The organism is Clostridioides sp. ES-S-0054-01 (assembly GCA_021561035.1).
In the GTDB taxonomy this organism is placed as follows: domain Bacteria; phylum Bacillota; class Clostridia; order Peptostreptococcales; family Peptostreptococcaceae; genus Clostridioides.
Genome location: CP067346.1, coordinates 3,758,039 through 3,778,836, shown reverse-complemented (window position 1 = coordinate 3,778,836; position 20,798 = coordinate 3,758,039). Strand labels below are relative to the sequence as shown.

At 29.4% G+C, this 20,798-nt stretch carries 21 protein-coding genes and 1 other annotated feature; of the genes, 14 read left to right on the top strand and 7 right to left on the bottom strand.

All coding sequences use genetic code 11. The features are described 5' to 3' along the window. The first annotated feature begins 5 nt into the window (after positions 1-5). Positions 6-710, top strand: a complete 705-nt coding sequence (locus JJC02_17235) for an HD domain-containing protein (protein UDN54581.1) — start codon at positions 6-8, stop codon at positions 708-710. A gap of 187 nt (positions 711-897) precedes the next feature. Here JJC02_17235 and JJC02_17230 read toward each other — a convergent pair whose 3' ends face one another. Then, positions 898-1,326, bottom strand: coding sequence for an Lrp/AsnC family transcriptional regulator (locus tag JJC02_17230; protein ID UDN54580.1), 429 nt, complete (start codon positions 1,324-1,326; stop codon positions 898-900). Between the two features lie 36 nt (positions 1,327-1,362). Further along, entirely contained in the window at positions 1,363-2,793 is a 1,431-nt protein-coding gene (locus JJC02_17225; GenBank protein ID UDN54579.1) for a nicotinate phosphoribosyltransferase, read from the bottom strand. A 131-nt stretch (positions 2,794-2,924) separates the two neighbouring features. On the opposite strand from JJC02_17225, the gene JJC02_17220 reads away from it, so the two are divergent. The 4 genes from JJC02_17220 to JJC02_17205 all read left to right on the top strand — a co-directional run bounded on the left by JJC02_17220 (position 2,925) and on the right by JJC02_17205 (position 7,168). Continuing rightward, the gene (locus JJC02_17220) at positions 2,925-3,509 is read left to right on the top strand and encodes a spore maturation protein (GenBank protein UDN54578.1); all 585 of its coding nucleotides are present in this window, start codon (positions 2,925-2,927) and stop codon (positions 3,507-3,509) included. 15 nt (positions 3,510-3,524) lie between these two features. Further along, positions 3,525-4,046, top strand: a complete 522-nt coding sequence (locus JJC02_17215) for a spore maturation protein (protein ID UDN54577.1) — start codon at positions 3,525-3,527, stop codon at positions 4,044-4,046. A 65-nt stretch (positions 4,047-4,111) separates the two neighbouring features. Further along, positions 4,112-4,358: a binding site (T-box leader), on the top strand. Between the two features lie 72 nt (positions 4,359-4,430). Beyond that, entirely contained in the window at positions 4,431-6,368 is a 1,938-nt protein-coding gene (metG, locus tag JJC02_17210) for a methionine--tRNA ligase (protein UDN54576.1), read from the top strand. A gap of 29 nt (positions 6,369-6,397) precedes the next feature. Then, positions 6,398-7,168 (top strand): TatD family hydrolase, encoded by a 771-nt coding sequence (locus JJC02_17205; protein ID UDN54575.1) that lies wholly within the window; start codon positions 6,398-6,400, stop codon positions 7,166-7,168. A 154-nt stretch (positions 7,169-7,322) separates the two neighbouring features. On the opposite strand, the gene JJC02_17200 is transcribed toward JJC02_17205, so the two are convergent. The 4 genes from JJC02_17200 to JJC02_17185 are packed head-to-tail and all read right to left on the bottom strand — an operon-like array spanning position 7,323 to position 8,725. Continuing rightward, positions 7,323-7,508 (bottom strand): IS3 family transposase, encoded by a 186-nt coding sequence (locus JJC02_17200; protein ID UDN54574.1) that lies wholly within the window; start codon positions 7,506-7,508, stop codon positions 7,323-7,325. Positions 7,509-7,523: 15 nt separating this feature from the next. Continuing rightward, positions 7,524-8,276 carry an IS3 family transposase gene (locus JJC02_17195; GenBank protein UDN56453.1) on the bottom strand — a complete coding sequence of 251 codons (753 nt, stop codon included), beginning with the start codon at positions 8,274-8,276 and terminating at the stop codon, positions 7,524-7,526. Continuing rightward, complete coding sequence (locus JJC02_17190) at positions 8,204-8,368, bottom strand: hypothetical protein (GenBank protein UDN54573.1); 165 nt, start codon at positions 8,366-8,368, stop codon at positions 8,204-8,206. The genes JJC02_17195 and JJC02_17190 overlap by 73 nt, the downstream gene beginning before the upstream one ends. A gap of 54 nt (positions 8,369-8,422) precedes the next feature. After that, complete coding sequence (locus JJC02_17185; GenBank protein ID UDN54572.1) at positions 8,423-8,725, bottom strand: transposase; 303 nt, start codon at positions 8,723-8,725, stop codon at positions 8,423-8,425. Between the two features lie 449 nt (positions 8,726-9,174). On the opposite strand from JJC02_17185, the gene JJC02_17180 reads away from it, so the two are divergent. The 9 genes from JJC02_17180 to JJC02_17140 all read left to right on the top strand — a co-directional run bounded on the left by JJC02_17180 (position 9,175) and on the right by JJC02_17140 (position 19,269). Beyond that, positions 9,175-10,170 (top strand): ATP-binding cassette domain-containing protein, encoded by a 996-nt coding sequence (locus tag JJC02_17180; GenBank protein ID UDN54571.1) that lies wholly within the window; start codon positions 9,175-9,177, stop codon positions 10,168-10,170. A gap of 17 nt (positions 10,171-10,187) precedes the next feature. Beyond that, a complete protein-coding gene (locus tag JJC02_17175) occupies positions 10,188-11,876 on the top strand; it encodes a putative 2-aminoethylphosphonate ABC transporter permease subunit (protein UDN54570.1) in 1,689 nt (562 codons plus the stop codon). An 11-nt stretch (positions 11,877-11,887) separates the two neighbouring features. Beyond that, entirely contained in the window at positions 11,888-12,955 is a 1,068-nt protein-coding gene (locus JJC02_17170) for a putative 2-aminoethylphosphonate ABC transporter substrate-binding protein (protein UDN54569.1), read from the top strand. Between the two features lie 190 nt (positions 12,956-13,145). Beyond that, on the top strand, positions 13,146-13,676 hold the full coding sequence (gene rnmV / locus JJC02_17165; GenBank protein UDN54568.1) for a ribonuclease M5: 531 nt from the start codon (positions 13,146-13,148) through the stop codon (positions 13,674-13,676). 202 nt (positions 13,677-13,878) lie between these two features. After that, positions 13,879-14,748 (top strand): 16S rRNA (adenine(1518)-N(6)/adenine(1519)-N(6))-dimethyltransferase RsmA, encoded by an 870-nt coding sequence (rsmA, locus tag JJC02_17160; GenBank protein ID UDN54567.1) that lies wholly within the window; start codon positions 13,879-13,881, stop codon positions 14,746-14,748. Positions 14,749-14,813: 65 nt separating this feature from the next. Then, a complete protein-coding gene (locus tag JJC02_17155) occupies positions 14,814-16,070 on the top strand; it encodes a hypothetical protein (GenBank protein ID UDN54566.1) in 1,257 nt (418 codons plus the stop codon). 141 nt (positions 16,071-16,211) lie between these two features. Then, entirely contained in the window at positions 16,212-17,327 is a 1,116-nt protein-coding gene (locus JJC02_17150; GenBank protein ID UDN54565.1) for a M20/M25/M40 family metallo-hydrolase, read from the top strand. Positions 17,328-17,511: 184 nt separating this feature from the next. Further along, the gene (locus JJC02_17145; protein ID UDN54564.1) at positions 17,512-18,408 is read left to right on the top strand and encodes a cation transporter; all 897 of its coding nucleotides are present in this window, start codon (positions 17,512-17,514) and stop codon (positions 18,406-18,408) included. A gap of 69 nt (positions 18,409-18,477) precedes the next feature. After that, positions 18,478-19,269, top strand: coding sequence for a hypothetical protein (locus JJC02_17140; protein ID UDN54563.1), 792 nt, complete (start codon positions 18,478-18,480; stop codon positions 19,267-19,269). A gap of 148 nt (positions 19,270-19,417) precedes the next feature. Here the strand turns inward: JJC02_17140 and JJC02_17135 are convergent, their stop codons facing one another. Further along, complete coding sequence (locus tag JJC02_17135) at positions 19,418-20,770, bottom strand: UDP-N-acetylmuramate--L-alanine ligase (protein UDN54562.1); 1,353 nt, start codon at positions 20,768-20,770, stop codon at positions 19,418-19,420. Between the last annotated feature and the right edge of the window lie 28 nt (positions 20,771-20,798).

Here is a 20,798-nt window from a genome sequence, read left to right as displayed (position 1 = left end):
ATTTTATGGAAATAGGAAAAGTTATAATAGAGAGTTTAAAGAGGGAAGATACACATAAAACATTTATAGAATTAGATGAAAAGCATGAATTAGAAAAAATAATCCCTAAAATAAGCTGTATGAAGTCTGTAGGTGAATGTAAATATCATGTAGTAAATTGTTTTGAACACTCTATAAATGCATTAAGAGAATTAGAAATAGTATTAAATGACAAGGATTTTTTTCCAATACATTTAAGAGAACATGTGTTAAATTATTTAAACACATATATTGAGGATGGAATAAATAAGTTACATGTATTAAAGTTAGGAATATTTTTACATGATGTAGGTAAGCCTGACAGTATGACTTTAGATGAAACAGGAAGAGTTCATTTTACAAATCATGAAAAAATAGGTGCTCAAATAGTTGACAATATGGGTATAAAGTTAGAGTTATCAACAGAAACATATAGACTTATAAGTAAATATGTAAGATATCACATGATACTTTTATCTTTGTACAAGAAAAATGATTTGAGTAGAAAAGAATTAATTAATGTATTTAATTTAGTGAATGATGATACCATAGGTATAATAATGCTTGGATATGCAGATATAGTATCTACAGTAAAATTACTAGATAAAAGTGGAGAAGTTAGTGTATTAAAGACATACATGGAATATATTTTAACAAATTACTTGTATAAGAGTAATTATACACATGTATAAATTTAGTCGATATAATTGAGTTTTAAATGATTAATTGAAGTTTGAAATATATAGAATTCAAAAACATAAAAGAAGTTGTCTTTGTTGTAAAATTATGAAAGACAACTTTTTTTATATCAAAAATTGAAATCTTATTAAGTATACTTAATGGTCTATTAATTAATAAACCATTAGTATTTAATTTATATTACAATATTGATTTTGCTTGTATTGGTGTTGATAATATAACAGAGGTCTTAGTAGAACCTATTTTCTTTATAGTATCAATCACATTTTCTAGTTCGTACATATCTTTTACAATTACTTTTAAAAGTAAGCAATCATCACCTGTTATATGGTGACACTCTACAATTCTAGGGTCCTTTGCAGCTGACTCAATGAATTCTGTATATCCATTACTTGGAAGAGAAATATGAATAAATGCTTTTATAACTCTACCTAATGAATCTGGGTTAACAATAGCTTTATAACCTTCTATAACACCAGACTCTTCTAATCTTTTGACTCTTTCTGAAACTGCAGGAGAAGTTAAACCAACTATTTTTCCTAAGTCCTTCATAGAAATTCTCCCATCATCCTGTAAAATCTCTATGATTCTGTAATCTGTAACATCCATAAATAAACAGTCCCCCTTAAATAAAAATAATTAATGCTATAAAACTTTTTTAGAATCTATCATTCGTGTTTTTAAATACCAAAGATTTCTAGATAAATCAACCTTATAAATGTGTGGTTTTGAAAGTCTTTTGTATTGTTCCCAGATAGTACTTAATTCATATTGTACATGATTTTTTATTTCAAGAACAGGTTTTTTATTATATTTGCATATTCCTTTTATATACAATGGTTTAAGAAGCTCTTTAACCTTATAATTTGTAAATGTCTTTGTTTTCCATGTATAAGTAGGATGGAAAATTTCTAAAGGTTTAGATTCATCTATAACTTCATCATGTAACATAATTAAATCTGCCTCTGCTTTATTGTCTTCGTTATATATTCTTATAACTTTCTTGTAACCAGGATTATTTATTTTTTCTGGATTCTCAGAAATCTTTATCTTAGGTTCAAGAGTTCCATTTTCACAAGATGCAGCTAATTTATAAACGCCTCCAAGAGAAGGTGAATCGAAAGATGTAATGAGCTTTGTACCTACTCCCCATGAATTTATAGTAGCTCCCTCTGCCTTAAGTGATGCTATAGTATATTCATCTAGGTCATTAGATGCAGTGATACTAATATCTGAAAAACCAGCACTATCTAATTGTTTTTTAGCTTCTTTAGATAAATAAGCTAAATCTCCAGAGTCTAGCCTTATACCCATAGGTTTGTGTCCTTTTTCAGAAATATTTTTGAATACTTTTATTGCATTAGGAACTCCACTATTTAACACATCATAAGTATCTACAAGTAGCAAGCATTTGTCTGGATAAACATCAGCATATGCTTGGAATGCTTCAAGTTCATTATCAAATTTTTGTACCCAACTGTGAGCATGTGTACCAATTATAGGTATATCAAACATTTTCCCAGCTAGTACATTTGCAGTTCCAGCACAACCACCAACTACAGCAGCCCTAGCTCCATATATACCTGCATCTGGACCTTGTGCACGACGTAATCCAAATTCAAATACAGAGTCGCCTTGAGCTGCGAAGCAAACTCTAGATGCTTTAGTAGCAATAAGGGACTGAAAATTGACTATTGTCAACAATGCTGTTTCAATGAGTTGAGCTTGATATAAAGGTGCTTTAACAGTAATTAATGGCTCATTAGGGAACATGATAGTTCCTTCTTCAACAGCATATATATCTCCTGTGAATTTAAATTCTTTTAAAAACTTTAAGAACTTATCAGAAAATAAATTTAAGTTTTTTAAGTACTCTAAATCTTCATCTGAAAAATGAAGATTATCTATGTATTCAACAACCTGATCAATACCACAAACTATAGTATACCCTCCATCACAAGCGTTTTTTCTAAAAAACATATCGAATACAACAATGTCTTCGTGAATATTTTTTTCAAAATAGCCATTTAACATAGTAAGCTGATATAAATCAGTAAGAAGTGTTAGATTTCTCATTATTTCTCTCCTTAATTATTATTAAATATTAAAAATTGTAAAAACTCCCACACTTATACTAAAACATAATATAGTACAACTTTCAAGTATAAAGTATTACCTAACTATCATAAAATTATTTAAAGAGGAGGATGATTATAATAGGAAAAATATGGTTTTATATGGTATCAATAGGGATAATAGGAAGTTTGTTTTCTAAAAATATGGGTGAATTAAATAAAGTTATATTAAGTGAAACATCAAAAGGTATAGAATTTGCAATAAGTCTAGCTGGTATTATGGCACTTTGGATGGGTATAATGAATATCGCAAAAGAGTCAGGTTTAATTGAAAAGATAGGTCAAAAACTAAATCCTATAATGAGAAGATTATTTCCTTCTATCCCAAAAGGTCATAAAGCAATGTCTTATATAGTTATGAATATTGCTTTAAATATGTTGGGCGCTGGAAATGGTGCAACAGCATTTGGTTTAAAAGCAATGAGAGAGCTTCAAACTTTGAATAACAAGAAAGATACAGCTACTAATGATATGATTATGTTTATGGTAATCAATATATCATCTATACAAATAATTCCATTTACTATAATCAAATTAAGGATGGATATGGGAGCTCAAAATCCAAGTGAAATAATTTTTACCACTTTATTTGCAACCATAATATCTACAGCAATAGCAATAATAACATGTAAATTTTTTCAAAGAAGATATAGATAAAGGGGATGTAGATACATGGAGATATTTTCAAACTTACTTATACCAATAATAATTTTGTACATAGTAGTTTATGGTAAATATAAAAAAATAGATGTATATGATAGTTTTGTAAAAGGGGCAATTGATGGATTAAAAGCAGCGTGGGATATTCTACCATATATAATAGGTATATTTTTGGCAATAGGAATATTCAAAACTGGTAAAGGTCTTGATATGTTAGAATGGCTATTTACACCAATAGCAAATATGATGAGTATACCTAAAGAATTAATAGGTCTAATAAGTGTAAAACCTTTATCTGGAAGTGGTGCTTTAGGGATGTATAGTGAACTTGCAAATAGGGTTGGAATAGGAAGTTTGGTAGAAAAAATGGGTGCTACAATTGTAGGTTCTTCTGAGACTATTTTTTATACAATGGCAATATACTATGGAAGTCTGAAGATAAAAAATACTAGACATACATTATCATGTGCTATGATTAGCCATGTTGCAGGTGTCATAGCAGCTGTTTTTATTTGCTATGTAATATTTGTATAATTTGTTGACAATATGGGAAAAATTTTATAATATAGTGATTATATAGAAACAAATAGTAATACAAATTATAAGCTATGAAAAGAAGAGTAAATAAAGGTTTTTTCTATCAGAGAGCTAGGTTAGGTGAAAGCTAGCGTCAAGAGCTTTATTGAAGATGGTCTTGGAGCTTTTTATCTGAGCAAGTGTGCTAGGATAAAACGGTTGGACACGTTATAGTCTACTAAGGTATCTATAAAGTATTTCTACATTTCATGTGAAACATAGCCATTATAGATGAATTAGGGTGGTACCGTGAATAATCTCGCCCCTATGTTAACTCATAGGAGGCGATTTTTTATTATTTAAAGGAGATTACGAACGATAAAAAATTAGGAGGTAAATAATATGAGTAAACCGAGTTTTTATGTAACAACACCAATATACTATCCAAGTGGAGGATTACACATAGGACATACTTATTCAACAGTAGCTGCAGATACAATAGCTAGATTCAAGCGTTTCTGTGGATACGATGTAAAGTTCTTAACAGGAACAGATGAGCATGGTGAAAAAATTCAAAAGAAAGCCATGGAGCAAGGAATGTCAGAGATAGAGTATCTTGATGGAATGATAAGAGATATAAAGGCTTTATGGAATACTATGGATATATCTTACGATGATTTTATAAGAACTACAGAAAAAAGACATACAGATATAATACAAAAGATATTTACTAAATTATATGAGCAAGGTGACATATATAAAGGTGAATATGAAGGTAGATACTGTACTCCTTGTGAAAGTTTCTGGACAGAATCTCAATTACTAGAAGGAAATAAATGCCCTGACTGTGGAAGAGAAACATACTTAGTAAAAGAAGAATCTTATTTCTTTAGATTATCTAAATATGAAGATAGATTAAAAGAATTATTCAAGGATGATAGTTTCTGTTTTCCTGCTACTAGAAAAAATGAAATGGTAGCAAACTTTTTAGATAAAGGATTAGAAGATTTAAGTGTAACCAGAACAACTTTTGATTGGGGTATAAAAGTTCCTTTTGATGAAAAACATGTAATTTATGTATGGGTAGATGCTTTATGTAACTACATAACAGCATTAGGATATATGACTGATGATGATGAAGAATTCAAAAAATATTGGCCTGCCAATGTTCAAATAGTAGGTAAAGAAATAGTGAGATTCCATACAATAATATGGCCGGCACTTTTAATGGCTTTAGGTTTAGAAGTTCCAAAACAAGTATTTGGACATGGATGGATACTGTTTGCTGATGACAAAATGAGTAAGTCAAAAGGTAATGTGGTTTATCCAGAACCTATAATAGAAAGATATGGAATAGACACACTTAAGTACTTCTTATTAAGAGAGTTTGCATTTGGGCAAGATGGAAGTTATACTCATAGAAATTTTGTAACAAGAATAAATTATGACCTAGCAAATGATTTAGGAAACTTAATAAGCAGAACTGTAGCTATGGTTGAAAAGTACAATAACGGTATAATACCAACAGCAAAAGTTTCAACTGATTTTGATGCTGATTTAAAAGAGCAAGCTGTATCGACTAGAGAAAACTTTGAAGCCGAAATGGATAAGATGCAATTCCACGAAGCATTAGAGAGTGTATGGAAACTAGTTAGAAGAACTAACAAATATATAGATGAAACTATGCCTTGGGCACTAGCTAAAGATGAAAGTAAGAAAGATGAATTAGACACAGTTTTATATAATTTATGTGAATCTATAAGAATAATCGCAACACTAATAAATCCTATAATGAATGAAACTGCTAATAAAGTATATGAACATATAGGAATAAAAGGTCAAGATGATATAACTACATGGGAAAGTACAAAAATATTTGGTCTTATTGGAGAAAATGTAAAAGTATTTAAAGGTGAACCTTTATTCCCAAGATTAGATATAGAAAAAGAGATAGAAGAATTAACTAAAATGTTCTCTGGGAAACCTTCAGTAGAGGAAAAACCTTTAGAGCATAAAGAGGAAATTACCATTGATGATTTAGACAAAATAGAGCTTAGAGTAGGGAAAATAATAAGCTGTGAAAAGCATCCAAAAGCAAATAAATTATTAGTATCACAAGTTAAGGTTGGACCAGAAACAAGACAAATAGTATCAGGAATAGCTGAATACTATAAGCCAGAAGACTTGGTAGGTAAAGAGGTTACAGTGGTATGTAACTTAAAACCAGTTAAATTAAGAGGGGTAGAATCTCAAGGTATGATATTAGCAGCAGGTGATGATGGAGACCCATATGTTTTACCATTTACACAAGGTGCTAAAGATGGATGCGAGGTTCGTTAGTAGGCAATTAAATAGTAAGGAGATTAAAGATGTTATTTGACTCACATGCACATTTAAATGATGAAAGTTTTGATGAAGATAGAGATGAACTTATTGGTTCATTAAAAGATAAAGGTGTAGATTTGGTTGTAAATCCAGGAGCAGATATAGAAACTTCGATAACAGCAATTGAACTTGCGAAAAAATACGACTTTATATATTCAGCAGTTGGAGTACATCCACATGATGTATCAAAACTAGATGATACAGCGATAGAGACGCTAAGAAAACTTGCAACTGAAAATGAAAAAGTTGTGGCTATTGGAGAGATTGGATTAGATTATTATTATGATTATTCTCCAAGAGAAGAACAAAAAGAGTGGTTTAAGAAGCAAATTGAATTAGCTAATGAATTAAAACTTCCAATAATAATACATGATAGAGATGCACATGGAGATACTTTTGAGATAATAAAAAGCACTAAAAGCCCTGAAATAGGATGTGTACTTCATTGTTATAGTGGAAATGTGGAGTTAGCTAGAGAATATGTTAAGATGGGTTGTTATATATCAATTCCAGGGACAGTTACTTTTAAGAATAATAAAAAAACTAGAGAAGTAGTAAGAGAAATACCTCTAGAAAGATTATTCATAGAGACTGATTCACCGTATATGTCACCAGAGCCACATAGAGGAAAGAGAAATAATCCTTCTCAAGTATCTTTTGTTGCTGATAAGATAGCTCATGAAAAAGGAATATCTTATGAAGAAGTATGTAGAGCTACAAAAGAAAATGCAAAGAAATTTTTTAATATAAAATAGACAAATTAAAATTTATAATGACATATAAAATAAGTCATTATAAGTATAGGATGAGGGGCTGTCTCAAAATAAAGATTGTACTGAGACCTAAAAGTTGGACTTTATACAGGAATGGAATTTTCATTCCTGTTTTTTTACTTTATGTAACTTTACTTTATGTAACTTTAGATTCATATTCAAATCTATATTTAACAGGGCTACGCCAATTTAATTTTTCTTTAATTCTTTTGTTATTACAATAGTAAATATATTCTGTTATAGTTGTCTTTAATTCGTTGAAACTTTTATATGTTTTTCTATAATACATTTCTTGCTTCATTATTCCAAAGAAATTTTCCATAGGAGAATTATCAAGTCATGTACCCTTTCTAGACATGCTTTGAAATATTTTATTTTTCTTAAGTGTTTTGTTATACTTATTCATTTGATATGCACAACCTTGGTCTGAGTGAAAAGTTTTTCTATAAGGACAATCTTTTGCAATATTGATAGCTTCATTTAAAGCATGACTTATTGATTTAAGGCTAGGTCTATCTGAAATACTGAATGATAAAACTTCTCCATTAAACATATCTAAAAATGGATCAAGATATGCTTTTTTTATAATTAATTTTCCGTTTTTATCGGTAGTATATATTTTAAATTCTGATGTATCAGTTGTTATTTTCTGATGTGGAATTGATGTTTTAAATCTTCTATTAATTTTGTTATTTTTTATCTTTTCAATTGTACTTTTATAGGAATTATATTTGCGTGATTTACGAGAAAATGCTATATATTTAAGTTCTAATTTTCTCATAATACGTCTAACTTTCTTTTGATTAATAACGATACCACTATTTTTTAATGTATCTGTAATTCGGCGATAGCCATATCTGCCACTGTGTTCTTCAAAAATAGACATGATTTTTTCTTCAATATATTTATCTGGATTTTCAATATCAAATCTCTTCTGGCAATACATATATGTTGATTTAGGAAATTTAGTAGCTTCAAGAAGAATGGAGAGTTTAAACTCCTTACGAAAATCATAAATTACTTTTGCTTCGTATTGTTTTTTAACCTTTCGGGAACATTCATCCCTGAAGCACGCAGCTTTTTTAGAAATGCAAGATACGCTTTTAAAAGTTGATTTTCATATTCTAATTCTTGTTCTTTTGTTAATTCATTTTTTTCTTTAGTGTTTTTGCTTTTATTCATTGATGGTCTTCCTTTTGTTTTAGACAAGGCATCGACAACACCATGTAAAAATTTTTATTTCCATATTGCTATAAATGTACTATTTTTCATTCCAAAATGGTTAGGGACTTCTTGTGCACTAGATTTAGTTGTTATCATATAGTTTATAACATCTAGCTTGAACTGTATAATATAGAAAGTATTTTTATTTTTTCTTTTTAGTCCATCCTCTCCTAATGTATTATACGTATTAACCCATCTTTCAACTTGAGAATGGTTAGCAACTCCATGTTGTTTTGCTATTGAAACATATCCTGCTTCTCTATTTAAATAGGACTTAATTACTTTTAATTTGAAATTAAAATCGTATTTAGCCATATAGAAACACCCCAATCGTTAGATTTTTAGTCCAACAATTGGGGTGCAGTACACTTTTTAGTTCATGAGGCACTCTTTTTTGTATGAAATCAATATATTTTCATAATTTCAACAATGAAAAAGATGCTTATATCTATTTTTAGATATTAATTTAGAAGTGGATATATTACAGCCCAAAATAGTTTATTTTAATGTCATTATGAAAATAGTTAATATAAAGGAAATGCTTTATTAAATAATTATTAAACTAAAGTTAATAAATTATTGGGCGATTATTAAAGAGAATATAAATTTTATGTTGAGCAGTTATGTCATAATATGATGAAAAAATAGATAAAAATGAAAATAAAAAGGAGATTACTTCTAGATAACTGTGAAATTGGAAGCAATAGTACTTAAATAGAGAAGACTTATTTAAGTTTAGGTTGGCTTTAGAAGGGGGATTATAGATGTCTTTTTTACAAGTAAAAAATGTAAGTAAAAGTTATGGACAAGTCAAAGTGCTAAAAGATATATCTATTGATATTGAAAAAGGAGAGTTTATCTGTTTACTAGGTCCAAGCGGTTGTGGTAAAAGTACATTACTTAGAATAATTGCAGGGCTTGAGGATAAACATGATGGAAAAATAATAATAAATGATAAGGATATGACTAGTTCACCACCTGAAAGTAGAAATTTTGGTATAGTTTTTCAGTCATATGCATTATTTCCAAATATGAATGTTTACAAAAATATAGCTTTTGGGTTAGAAAATAAAAATATAAGTAAATCTAATATAGATAAGAAGGTTAAAGAAGTTTTAGAAGTTGTAGAATTGAGTGGATATGATAAAAAATATCCATCACAATTATCAGGAGGACAACAGCAAAGAGTAGCATTAGCTCGTGCAATTGCTTTAGAGCCAGACTTTTTACTTCTTGATGAACCGTTATCTGCATTAGATGCAAAAGTAAGGTTGAAACTTAGGGAACAGATTAGAAGTCTACATAGAAAACTAGGCATTACAATTATAATGGTAACACATGACCAAGAAGAGGCACTTTGTTTAGCCGATAAGATGGTTGTTATGAATAATGGAGAAATAATACAGGTTGGAACTCCTAAAGAAGTCTATAAAAGTCCAGAAACACCTTTTGTAGCTGATTTTATAGGAACAATAAATTTTATAGATGATGGTGTTAATAAGATAGCAATTAGACCAGAAGATATAAAGATAGAGTTTAGTAGAGATTCTAAAGATAAGGATATAAAAGTTGGGGAGATTTTAGATATTGAATTTAGAGGATTTAACTATAGAATTACAGTTGAGTATTGTTCTAAGCAAATAAAGCTAGATGTAGTTTCAAAGGTTGCGGAGCGAATGAAACTATGCATAGGTTCTAAAATAAACTTCAAGATACCTAAAGAAGGAATTGTAGAATATAAATCAGAGGGATGTGCTTAATAGCTAGGGGTGAATAAATGATAACAGTAAAAAGTAAAAGAAGAATAGGTGATAGCACGATACAGAAATGTTTCTTAGTTTTTTCAGTGATTGCACTAATATTATTCATATTATTTCCATTAATATCATTATTAAAAAATGCATTTTTAGATACAAGTGGAAATTTTATAGGTATTTCAAACTTTAGTAAATATATTGAAAATCCAAGTCTTATAGCATCATTTAAAAACTCAATTTTTGTATCTACAATTTCATCTTTAATATCACTATGTTTAGCATTTATATATTCATATGCAATAACAAGAACGAATTTAAGGTTTAAAAACTTTTTTAAAACTATGGGAATATTTCCACTTTTTGCACCAGCTATGCTATATGGTATCTCACTTATATACCTTTTTGGAAATAAAGGAATATTTACAATTATAGGGATAGAAGTACCACTATATGGTCCATTAGGAATAATTATTTGTCAGATACTATTTACATTTCCACAAGCATTCTTAATATTATCTGTTGCACTTTCGATGGCTGATTACAGGCTTTATGAAGCAGCAGATAGCTTAGGGGCTAGTGAATTTAAGAAGTTCTGTAAAATCACAATTCCAGGTATAAAGTATTCACTAGTTAGTTCGTTCTTTGTATCTTTTATACTTGCATTTACAGATTTCGGAGCGGCAAAGATAGTTGGAGGAAACTACAATGTATTGGCTACTGACATATATAAACAAGTGGTAGGTCAATTTAACATACCAATGGGAGCTACTGTTTCTATGGTAATGTTGATTCCTGTATTGATAGCTTTTACATTAGATAAGATGGCAAGTAAAAAACAGGGTATGACTATAACTGCAAAATCTATACCATATAAGATTAAGGAAAATAAGCTTAGAGATAGAGTGTTTTTAGTAGTATGTAGTCTTATAACTTTATTGATTTTTACTTTGATATTTGTTTCAGTTATAGGTTCAGTTATAAAATTATGGCCATATAATTTAAGTCTTACAATGGAGCATTATACATTTAAAGGTATATCAGCAAATGGAATAAAAACATATTTGAGTAGTTTAAAAATATCAACTTTAACAGCAATATTTGGAACTATATTTGTATTTTTTAGTGCATATATGATAGAAAAAGTAGATAAGTTTCCTAGACTGAGACAAATAGCTTACTTTTTATCGATGATACCAATGGCATTACCTGGTTTGGCTTTAGGTATATCATATATAACTTTTTTCAATTCAACAAGCAATCCATTAAATTTTTTATATGGAAGTACAACGATAATAGTTATAGCCAATATAGTTCATTTTTATTCAGTATGTTTTATAACTTCAAACTCATCCCTAAAAATGTTGGATAGAGAGTATGAACTAGTTGCAAAATCTATAAATATTCCATTTTATAAGGTGTTTTTTAATGTAACAGTGCCAATGTCCATAACATCAATACTTGAAGTAGTAGTATATTATTTTGTAAATTCAATGGTTACTGTCTCAGCACTAATATTTTTATATACTCCTCAAACTCAAACTGCATCAATATCAATATTAAAGCTAGATGAGATAGGGTATATAGGTCCATCAGCTGCTATGGCAGTATTAGTGCTTTTAACAAATATAATAGTAAGACTTTTGTATGAATTTATAACAAAGAAATTAAAAAATAACACACAAAAATGGCAACAAAAAGATGTTGCATAGGGGAGGTAAAAATGAAATTTAAGAAGCTAATTTCCTTAGGAGTATTATCAACACTTTTATTGAGTGTAATAACGGGGTATAGTACTGCATCATCAGGTTCAGATTCAAAGTCTAATAGTAAGACGAAAGGAGAGTTAACTGTTTATACAGCAATTGAAGAAGATAGCATAGACACATATTTAACTACATTTAAAGAGAAATATCCAGATATTAAATTGAATGTACTTAGATTATCAGTAGGAGATATAACAGCAAGACTACTGGCTGAAAAAGATAATCCTCAAGCAGATGTGTTATGGGGGGTCGCAGCTACAAGTTTGATAATTTTAGATGACCAAGGAATGTTAGAGCCATACGCTCCAAAAGACTTTGATAAGATAAATCCTGCATTTAAAGATGATAAGGAAGTTCCTTCATGGGTTGGGATAGATGCTTGGATGACGGGTATAACAGTAAATACTAAAGAATTAAAGGATAAAAACATATCAACTCCTAGTTCCTATAAAGATTTAATAAAGCCAGAATATAAAGGTCTTATATCTATGCCTAATCCAGCTTCTGCAGGAACAGGGTATTTAACAGTATCGGCGCTTATACAAATTATGGGTGAAGAAAAAGCATGGGAATACATGGATAAGCTACATAAAAATATTGGTGTATATACTCAATCTGGATCGGCACCAGCTATATCAGCAGCTTCAGGAGAATATCCTATAGGTATATCTTTTGGAAATAGAGGTATAAAGTTAAAAGGTGAAGGTTATCCAGTAGAAGTAGTGTTTCCAAAAGAGGGTTCTGGATGGGAGTTAGAATCAAATGCCCTTGTGAAAAAAGATAATATAAAAGAAGCTTCAAAAGTATTTTTAGATTGGGCAATAAGTAAAGATGCAATGAATGAGTATTCTAAGAATTTTGCAGTTACTACAATTGATACAGGAAATCCAATACCAGAAGGATTCCCTAAAAAGCCATTAGAACAAATGATAGATAATGATTTAAAATCATCAGCAAGAAATAGAGAAGCCATACTAAATAAATGGATATCAAAATATGATGGGAAGACAGAAAAAGAGAGTTAAGCTTAACAATAAAATCTAATGCAAAAGAGCCTAGAATATAAATTTTATATCTAGGTTCTTTTAATATATTTGTCTAAAACACATATTTATATATAAAAATAAATATCTTAATACCTTGATTAAATCAAATAAAAACCTTAAAATAAAGGAATGTAAAGAAAAACTAAAAATGAATAAAAGGTGAATTTATATGATAAAAGAAATAATAGTAGTAGAAGGAAGAGATGATGTTACAGCAGTTAAGAGAGCAATAGATGCAGAACTTATAACTACAGGTGGATTTGGATTTCCAAAAGGTGTAATGGAGCGTATAAAAGCTGCCAATGAAAGACGTGGTGTTATAATATTTACAGATCCAGATTTTGCAGGTGAAAAAATAAGAAAAAAAATAGCATCAGAAGTTCCAGGATGTAAACATGCATTTCTGCCAAGAGAAGAAGCTAAAAAGGATGGAGATATAGGCATTGAAAATGCTACTCCTCAAAGTATAATAGCAGCTTTAAATAAAGTTAGAACTGAAAATACAGAAAAAAGAGATGAATTTAAGCAAGTTGACTTAATTAAAAATGGTCTTATAGGTAATGAAGAAGCATCATTTAGAAGAGATGCACTTGGTAAAATACTTGGAATCGGATATGGAAATGCAAAACAATTTTTAAATAGATTGAATAATTATGGAGTTGAAAGAGAAGAATTTATAGATGCATTAAAACAAATATAAATGTAATATTTAATATATGAAAAATATGTATATAAAATAAATTGTGGAATTACAGGCTAATTTTAACCTATAAGGCGAAATTCTTCTTCATCACTGTAGGAAGAGTATTTTGCTAAAACTTTTGGTTATAGCAGATGGCTATACTACCAATAATTATAATTAATAAAATTAAATATCAAAATAAGTTAAAAAGGAGTAAATAATGGATAGACTATCTTCACATAATGCAACAAAGGAAGTAGTACAAAAATATAATTTTAAATTTTCAAAGTCTTTAGGTCAAAATTTTTTGATAGATAGTAATATAATTGATAAAATCTTAGCTGGAGCTAGAATCACAGAAGGAGATAATATAATAGAAGTAGGACCTGGTATAGGTACTCTTACTCGTGAGATGGGTAAAATAGCAGAAAAAGTAGTAGCTATAGAAATCGATAGGAATTTAATTCCTATATTGAAAGACACCTTGTCAGATTTAGATAATATAGAGGTTGTAAATCAAGACATATTAAAAGTAGATATACAAGAGTTAGTAAAAAACAAATTAAATGGTGGACCAGTTAAGCTTGTGGCAAACCTTCCATATTATATAACTACTCCAATAGTTATGAAATTTTTAGAGGAAGATATACCTGTAACAGATATAGTGGTCATGGTTCAAAAAGAAGTTGCAGATAGAATGAATGCTAATTCAGGTACTAAAGATTATGGAGCATTATCTATAGCTGTTCAATACTATTGTGAGACAGAGATTGTAGCAAAGGCTCCAAGACATATGTTTATACCACAACCAAATGTAGATTCAACAGTTATAGGTCTACATGTAAGAGCTGAAAAAAAATATGACGTTCATAATGAAGAAATATTTTTTAAAACAGTAAAAGCATCTTTTGGACAAAGAAGAAAGACACTTCTTAATTCGTTGGGAGGGCTTGGTTTTCTTAATAAAGATGAAATAAGAGAAATATTAAAAAAAGCTAATATAGACGAAAAAAGAAGGGGTGAAACTCTTAGTATAGAGGAGTTTTCAGTTCTTTCAAATATAATAAATACAAAAGTATCTTCTAAATAGAAGGTACTTTTTTTTATTTTATTAACATATATTGTTTAGAGAAACTGTGTTAAGGGGGGATTGCAGTGGGTTCTAAAAGAAAGTTTAAAAGAGACTATATAATACTAGAAGCTAAGGACATAAACTTTAGATACAAAGAACGAGTACTGCCAAAAGCTTTTGCAAAAGTTGAAGTAAATGATGAAAAAGCAATTATTGCATTATATGTAGAAAATCTAAAATATGTTAAAGATGGGTATAAAGCAGTAGCAATAAAAGGTGACCATGGATTAATAGACCTAGGAAATATAATTTTAAATGAACAAGGAAGAGGTGAGTTTGTTTTAGATTTAGAAGATTACGATGATGAGATAAAAGGTATTGCATTATTGTATGAAAGAAATATACCTTTAATTGGATTTAAAGGAAACAAGATTGAAAATTATGAGGACATATTATTCCAAGAGATAGAAGATGAAGAAGAGTATGAAGAATTGGAAGAAGATGAAGAGTTAAACGCTGAGGAAGAGAGTGATAGAGAAGAAGGGAATGACGATGAAGAAGAATACATTATAGAAGAATATGATGAAGATGAGTATGAAGATTATTGGGAAGATGAAGAAGACGTTGATGAGGGAGAGTTAAAAGCAAGAACGGAAATAGAAGATTCTAGAGATGAGGAAATAGAAGAATTCAATAATTATAAAGAAATAGAAAATTATAATAAGGTTAAAGCACAGGAAGAATATATAGATATAGAATATGATGAAGAAGATGAAGAAGAAGTTTTTGAAGTAAACAGAGAAGAAGACAGATTTGTTTCTTCAAAACCTACTAAATCAAAGAAAACTCAAAAAGAGCAAAATAATATTGAAAAAATAAAAAGAGTCAATGGAGTAAGTCAAGGAGACAGTGGAAATAAACAAGCTAGCACATTACTTATGCCAAGACAAATAAAGAAAGGTTTGAAATTATTTAAAGAAGTAAAACCGTTTGTAACAGATTATATAGATAAAACAAGATGGTGGAAAATAGAGATAAATCCTACAACATTGTGTGGATATACAATGCCTTATTTAGGCTATTTAAATGTGCTGAATTATACTATGTATAGTGATGCAGTGTTGCATTCATATAAATATAGACACTACTTATTTGGAGTTCAGTATGATGAATATAATAAGAGAAAACATTATATTTATGCTATTCCGGGAAATAGAAATGAACAGCCAGATAATGGAAGCACAGGATTTTTAAGATACCAAGCTTGTGACAATAGAACAAATAGCTTAGGGTATTGGCTATGTTTTATAGATTCCAGACAAAGAAATATAGTTAGATAAAAATGCAAGAATTTAGTTTTAGCTTTCATTTTGCTGAAAAAAATTAATTAAAGTAATACAAAACTTTAAAAACTATTGATAATATTTAAATATTAAACTACAATATATTTTAAAATACCTATTATATTATGGAGGAAGGTTATGATAAACGAGCAAAGGATTTTAAACGAGTTCCTTGAATTAGTACAGATAGACAGTTTATCTTTAAAAGAGGGGAATGTTGCTAAAGTATTAGTTAAAAAATTAGAAGAAATAGGTTGTTCAGTAGTAGTAGACAATGCTGGTGAAAAAACAAATGGAGAAACTGGCAATATAATAGCTACACTAAAAGGAAATAAAGAAGGAAAGAAAATATTATTTAGTTCACATATGGATACAGTGACTCCAGGTATTGGAGTAAAACCTATAGTGGATGAAGCAAATGGAATAATAAAAAGTGATGGTACTACAATATTAGGTTCTGATGATAAAGCAGGTATAGCAGCTATATTAGAAGGCTTAAGATATATAAAGGAAAATAACATAGAACATACTGATATACAGGTTGTATTCTCTATATGTGAGGAATGTGGATTAGTTGGAGCTAAAAATTTAGACTATGGAAAAATAGATTCTGAATATGCTTTTGTATTAGATAGTGGTGGTTCTCCAGGAGAGATAATAGTAAAAGCTCCTGCACAAGATGTAATAAATGTTAAGATATTAGGAAAGACTGCTCATGCAGGTCTTGAGCCTGAAGCTGGTATAAGTGCTATAATGGTAGCAGCCAGAGCAATAGAAAATATGAATTTACTTAGAATAGATGAAGAAACAACTGCTAACATAGGAATTATAAACGGTGGAACAGCCACAAATATAGTAACAGGTGAAGTTAATATAGTTGCAGAAGCCAGAAGTTTAAAAGAAAATAAATTAGATGTTCAAACTAAACACATGGTAGAGACTTTTGAAAAAGCTGCAAAAGATTTTGGAGCTAAAATTGAGATAGATGTCAATAGAGCGTACACACCAATAGATGTTAGTGAAGATTCTGAAATAATAAAACTTGCAAAGAAAGCTTTTTCAAACTTAGATATAGAAAGTCATACTGAATCTACAGGAGGAGGTAGTGATACAAATATATTAAGTAAGAATGGTATCGAAGCTATAACTTTAGGAATAGGTATGAAAAATGCTCATACATTAAGTGAACATATAGCTATAAAAGATTTATATAATTCTGCTAAAATGGTAGTGGAGATAATAAAAGAAGCATAAACTTAAATAATAGTGTATAATATATATCGCCTAGCTTAAGCTAGGTGATTTTTCATTTTATAGAAGATTGATAATCTCTATTGAAAGTAAAGGGTACACATTTGTATATAAGAGTAGATTTAATTTATGTTCAGAGGTACATATTTTAATAGTATTTAGAGTTGTTTCAAAAGGAGGAATAAAAATGGAGACAAGGTATGAAGAAGCAAATAAAATAACAATACAATCGATACTTTGGAATGTAGTATTAACAATAATTAAGGTTATAGCTGGTGTTATTGGTAATTCTAGTGCTATGGTTGCAGACGGGTTGCATTCAGCATCAGATATTATAAGTTCTATAGGAGTATTAATAGGCAATTATGTATCTTCTAGACCAGGAGATAGAGAACATAATTATGGTCATGAGAAAGCAGAGACATTAGTATCATTCGTGTTATCAATATTGCTTATCTTCGTTTCTATAACAATAGGTATAGAGGCAATTAAATCTTTATTTAATTTAGATGCATTAAGTGTTCCATCAATATTACCATTAGTAGTATCAGTTATTTCAATCCTGATAAAAGAGTATCAATATAGAATAACAATAAAAGTTGCTAAAAAGATAAATTCACCGGCCCTAAAAGCTGATGCTTGGCATCATAGGTCAGACGCTTTATCTTCAGTAGCTGCTTTTATAGGGATAGGTGGTTCTATTTTAGGGTTTAAGCCTTTAGACCCAATTGCATCAGTTGTAGTGGCTATATTTGTGGCTAAAGTAGGAATTAATATACTTATAAGTTCTGTTAATGAATTGATGGATGTTTCGGTTGATGAAGAGGAGATAAAAGAATTAAACTTTATTGTAGCAGATACAGAAGGGGTTAAGAATCTAGGTGATATAAAGACTAGAAAACATGGAGCTATGGCATATGTAGATTTAACTATATGTGTGGATGAAAATCTGACAGTTAAGCAAGGTCATGACATTGCTACCAAGCTTGAAAAACATATAATAAAACATATGGAATTTGTAAAAGGTATAACAGTTCACGTTGAACCATGTACTAATTGCCAAGGAAATAAGTGTAATAATTAATTAAACCTTAAAAAAAAGTGTAAAAAGTTATATAATTGTTTTATGATTATAAACTCTAGGGGTGGTTAAATGAGCAAGAAAAGAAAATTAAAGAAAAAAGCTGCAATATTAATAGGAGTAGTTGTTTTCTTTATAATATACTTTATATCCTTTAGAATAGGAATAAATCTGGAAAAGGATAAAAGTGAAGTTCCAAAGAAAGTAGAAAAAGAAGAAGATAATAGGTCTCTAATGACCCAAATAAAAGAAAAGAAGAAGGTTTATATATCAGATAAAAATATAGAAAACATAAAAATTGAAGAAGATATGTGGGATGAAATAAAGCTATTTTTCTCAGGTTTCAAGAAAGTAAGAAATACTACTTCTTATGAAGCAGTTTATGAAGGATATTCTGATGATGGAGTTAAATTTTCTACTGATCTTAACTTCTTTAGAGTATATACTGTAAATAAAGAAGAATATTATAAAGTTCCAGTTGATTCTAAGAATGTTTTTAAGAACCTTTTAGATGAGAGTATATATACTTCGTTTGACCTTTTAAGTCACTATAAAGATTGGAAAGAGGTAACTATAACTTATGGAAAAGAAACTAAAAAAGTTCATAGATGGAAGTTTGATGATTTAGCACATAAGATGATTTCAAAAAGAGTTGTAGGAAAAGTTCAACCTGAGAAAAATAAGGAAAGAAGTGACTATAACTTTACTATAAACATAAAAGGTGATAATTTTGCTGTAAAGGTTGATACAATGGGAAAAGATTATGTAAAAGTTACTTCTAAGAAAACTGTATCTTACTATGAGGTTCATACAAGTTTGTTTGATTACCTTAAAAATGAGATATTTGAAATTGGAAAGAAATAGGATTTTGAGAAGGGGCTGTTTCAAAATAGAGAGATAAGCCTCTTTTTCATTGTTGAAATGATGAAAATATATTTGATTTCATATAAAAAAGAGTGCCTCATGAACTAAAAAGTTCATTTTGAGACACCACCTAAATTATTTTTATATGTTATTTTTCAACCAACAAGTCTGCAACTTTATAAATTGGACCAGCACCAGCAGTTATTACTAAATCATTGTCATTAACATTTTCACGTAAATATTTTACTATATTCTCAAATTCTTTTATGTAGATAGCATCTACGTTGTTTTGATATAATTTTTCAACCAAGTCTTTAGAATGTATATCTCCAGGGTCTTTTTCTCTAGCAGCATATATGTCTGTTATGATAACTTTATCAGCAGCATAGAATGCTTCTGAGAATTCACCTAAAAGAGATTTTGTTCTAGTGTAAGTATGTGGTTGGAAGACACACCATAAAGTGGATTTTTTTAATTTTTTAGCAGCAGCCAAAGTAGCTTTTAGCTCAGTTGGATGATGTGCATAATCGTCTACTACTAAAGCATTCTTATAATACCCCTTAGTTTCAAATCTTCTTCCTACACCTTTATAGATTTTTATATTTTTTCTTATAGTCTCTAAGTCAATACCAGAAACAAGAGCTGCCATTATAGCAGAAGAAGCATTATATATGTTATGAAGACCATATACAGAAAGCTCAAATTCTCCTAAATCTCTTCCTTGATATTCTATTTTAAATATTCCATGACCACTATTGTCAAAGTGAATATCTTTTATTACAGCATCATTATCAGAATCCCTACCGTATTTTATAATAGTAGCTTTAACATCATACAATATGTCATCAACATTTTCGTCATCACCATTTATTATGAAATAGCCTTCTGGAGGCAACAGCTTACCAAATTTGTTAAAAGAAGCCTTGATTTCATCTATTCCAGAGAAATAATCAAGATGGTCTTCCTCAACATTTAAAACTATAGATATTTTGGGGTTAAAATTAAGGAAACTATCTACATATTCACATGCTTCAGTTATAAAGTGGTTAGAATTACCTATCTTAACATTACCACCTATCATATTTAAGTTACCACCAACTAGTATGGTAGGGTCTAAGTCTGCATATTCAAAGATTGTAGATAACATAGATGTTGTAGAAGTTTTTCCATGTGTTCCAGAAACTGCTATAGAATTTTTATATTCCCTCATAATTTGGCCTAAAAAAGTCGCTCTGTTCATTACTAATTTATTTTTTTCTTTAGCAGCCACAAGCTCTTCATTGTCTGGATGAACTGCTGCTGTATAAACAACCATATTTACATCATCTGATATATTATCTTTTTTCTGACCAATATAGATAGTTGCCCCTTGGTCTCTAAGTTTGTCTAATAGGTATGATTCGTTTGAATCCGAACCTGAGACTTGATAACCTTTATTGATACATATTTCAGCTAATGCACTCATGCTGATACCGCCAATCCCTATAAAGTGTATATTCATAATAAAACCACCTTTCTTTTTAATTAAG

Bases quoted from the DNA above. Each gene is read 5' to 3' on its own strand.
- rnmV (UDN54568.1), top strand. From the start codon at position 13,146: ATGATAAAAGAAATAATAGTAGTAGAAGGAAGAGATGATGTTACAGCA.
- JJC02_17170 (UDN54569.1), top strand. From the start codon at position 11,888: ATGAAATTTAAGAAGCTAATTTCCTTAGGAGTATTATCAACACTTTTA.
- JJC02_17175 (UDN54570.1), top strand. From the start codon at position 10,188: ATGATAACAGTAAAAAGTAAAAGAAGAATAGGTGATAGCACGATACAG.
- JJC02_17135 (UDN54562.1), bottom strand. From the start codon at position 20,770: ATGAATATACACTTTATAGGGATTGGCGGTATCAGCATGAGTGCATTA.
- JJC02_17230 (UDN54580.1), bottom strand. From the start codon at position 1,326: ATGGATGTTACAGATTACAGAATCATAGAGATTTTACAGGATGATGGG.
- JJC02_17235 (UDN54581.1), top strand. From the start codon at position 6: ATGGAAATAGGAAAAGTTATAATAGAGAGTTTAAAGAGGGAAGATACA.
- JJC02_17140 (UDN54563.1), top strand. From the start codon at position 18,478: ATGAGCAAGAAAAGAAAATTAAAGAAAAAAGCTGCAATATTAATAGGA.
- rsmA (UDN54567.1), top strand. From the start codon at position 13,879: ATGGATAGACTATCTTCACATAATGCAACAAAGGAAGTAGTACAAAAA.
- JJC02_17190 (UDN54573.1), bottom strand. From the start codon at position 8,368: ATGAATAAAAGCAAAAACACTAAAGAAAAAAATGAATTAACAAAAGAA.
- JJC02_17185 (UDN54572.1), bottom strand. From the start codon at position 8,725: ATGGCTAAATACGATTTTAATTTCAAATTAAAAGTAATTAAGTCCTAT.
- JJC02_17205 (UDN54575.1), top strand. From the start codon at position 6,398: ATGTTATTTGACTCACATGCACATTTAAATGATGAAAGTTTTGATGAA.
- metG (UDN54576.1), top strand. From the start codon at position 4,431: ATGAGTAAACCGAGTTTTTATGTAACAACACCAATATACTATCCAAGT.
- JJC02_17215 (UDN54577.1), top strand. From the start codon at position 3,525: ATGGAGATATTTTCAAACTTACTTATACCAATAATAATTTTGTACATA.
- JJC02_17180 (UDN54571.1), top strand. From the start codon at position 9,175: ATGTCTTTTTTACAAGTAAAAAATGTAAGTAAAAGTTATGGACAAGTC.
- JJC02_17220 (UDN54578.1), top strand. From the start codon at position 2,925: ATGATTATAATAGGAAAAATATGGTTTTATATGGTATCAATAGGGATA.
- JJC02_17150 (UDN54565.1), top strand. From the start codon at position 16,212: ATGATAAACGAGCAAAGGATTTTAAACGAGTTCCTTGAATTAGTACAG.
- JJC02_17225 (UDN54579.1), bottom strand. From the start codon at position 2,793: ATGAGAAATCTAACACTTCTTACTGATTTATATCAGCTTACTATGTTA.
- JJC02_17145 (UDN54564.1), top strand. From the start codon at position 17,512: ATGGAGACAAGGTATGAAGAAGCAAATAAAATAACAATACAATCGATA.
- JJC02_17200 (UDN54574.1), bottom strand. From the start codon at position 7,508: ATGGAAAATTTCTTTGGAATAATGAAGCAAGAAATGTATTATAGAAAA.